Origin of the sequence: Sphingobium sp. MP9-4 (genome assembly GCF_005281675.1) — a bacterium.
GTDB lineage: Bacteria > Pseudomonadota > Alphaproteobacteria > Sphingomonadales > Sphingomonadaceae > Sphingobium > Sphingobium yanoikuyae.
Genome location: NZ_LUFI01000114.1, coordinates 1 through 1,740 on the forward strand (window position 1 = coordinate 1; position 1,740 = coordinate 1,740).

Annotated in this window: 1 protein-coding gene and 1 pseudogene; both read right to left on the reverse strand. The window is 59.9% G+C overall.

Annotation, left to right across the window (positions count from 1 at the left end):
- Nucleotides 1-178 precede the first annotated feature (178 nt).
- On the reverse strand, nt 179-1,390 hold the full coding sequence (hmpA, locus tag A0U87_RS26065) for an NO-inducible flavohemoprotein (RefSeq protein ID WP_066861516.1): 1,212 nt from the start codon (nt 1,388-1,390) through the stop codon (nt 179-181).
- A gap of 39 nt (nt 1,391-1,429) precedes the next feature.
- Nucleotides 1,430-1,639, reverse strand: a pseudogene (locus A0U87_RS26070) (DUF1971 domain-containing protein); the annotation flags it as partial.
- Between the last annotated feature and the right edge of the window lie 101 nt (nt 1,640-1,740).

Genomic DNA, 1,740 nt, shown 5'->3' on the forward strand with positions numbered 1-1,740 from the left:
GCACACCCGCCAAGGTCAATGCGACCGCTGGTCTCGAGGCCAGCGAAGGAGTAAACTCGGCCAGCGTCTCGGATGGCAGTCATGAGAGCGTATATCTGTGCCCGTTTTATGTGACGCCCCCGACATGGCGGTTTGAGTAGACGCGGAGAAGGGCGATGTCGCCCTTCTCCGCGCTCAGTCAGGCGGCGAGCAATTCGTCCGCCGGACCGAAGAATTCGTAATGAATGCGGTCGGATGGGACGCCAGCCAGCGACAAGGTCGAGACGGCGTGCCGCAGAAACGGGCGTGGTCCGCAGATATAGTAATCGGCCTCACCTACAGGCGTGTTGGCGACCAGCCATTCATCGGTAATGATGCCGGCGACGTCATAATCCCGTCCTGCGACTTCATCTTCGAGCGGGGTCTGATGAAAATCGGTGACGGTGATTGACTTGCCCCGCCCAGCGACAGCGCGAACATGATCACGCATTGCGTGGGTATCGCGGTCATGAGTTCCGTGGACATAGTGCACGGGGACTCCCGCCTCGCCCTCAGCAAGCGTTTCGAGCATGGCCACCATCGGGGTCAGCCCCACGCCGCCCGACAGGAGGATCACCGGGCGTTCGACATGCGCTGCCAGGAAGAATTCGCCTGCAGGCGCGGCAACTTTGAGCACCGTGCCCGGCTTGGCTTCATCATGAAGCCAGCCTGACGCAAGACCAAGCGGCTCACGCTTGACCGAAATGCGATAGGTTTCGCCGTTGGAGGCTGCTGAAATCGAATAGTTGCGCTTGACTGGCGGATGTCCCGGAATTTCAAGCCAGAAGGTCAGATATTGCCCGGGCTTGTGCCGCATGACGGCCCCGCCATCAACGGGGCGCAGAACGAAGGAATTGATGACGCTGCTCTCACGCACGACGTCCTCGACGCGAAAATCGCGCCAGCCATTCCATCCGCCGGTCGCATCCTTCTGTTCTGAGTAGACTCGCTGCTCGCGGGCGATCAGGATGTTGGCCAGGAACCAGTAGGCTTCGCCCCAGGCAGCGAGAATCTCATCGGTGGCCGCATCCCCCAGCACCGCCTTGATCGCCCCCAGGAGCGCCTCGGCAACGTGCGGATAATGTTCGGGCAGAATTTGCAGGCCGACATGCTTCTGCGCGATCCGCTCGACCGCCGGGGCAAGCGCACCGAGATTTTCGATGTTGCTCGCATAGGCGAGAATGGCGCCGGTCAGCGCCCGCGGCTGCGAACCGGCATCACCATGGTGCGATTGGTTGAAAAGGTCGCGAATGTTCGGGTTCTGGAACATCCGGGAATACATCTCGTTCACGATGTCGAGGCCATGCGCTTCGAGCGCGGGGACGGTCGCCTTGACGAGCGCAATGGTCTGATCGCTGAGGGGCTGCGTCATCAACTTCTCCTTTTTGAATGCGTTGAAAATCCCGGAATGTCAGAGCTTGGGAATGTGATCGTAAAAATCCACCTGCATCTTCATCGGCCCTGTCGGCGTTACGAAATGCGGTTGCTGAGGGAGAATCAAGCCAGGCTGGTCAGGCGTCAGGACGATCTCCGAAGGTGGCTCGAGGTAGGTTAGCCGGAGTTCGCCCTCCAAAACCCGGATCACGCCCCAAACACCAGCCTTCGTGTCATGTCGCGCGCGTGTGAATCGGCGTGCAAAAAGAACCCCGTTAGCGGGGTGATCGGCGTCTAAAAGGGACCCCTCATTTCGATAGCTTACACAGTCGCGTGGAAGTTCATGCG

What these genes read in the sequence shown, in the direction of transcription:
- hmpA (WP_066861516.1), bottom strand. Translation starts at nt 1,390, where the DNA reads ATGACGCAGCCCCTCAGCGATCAGACCATTGCGCTCGTCAAGGCGACC.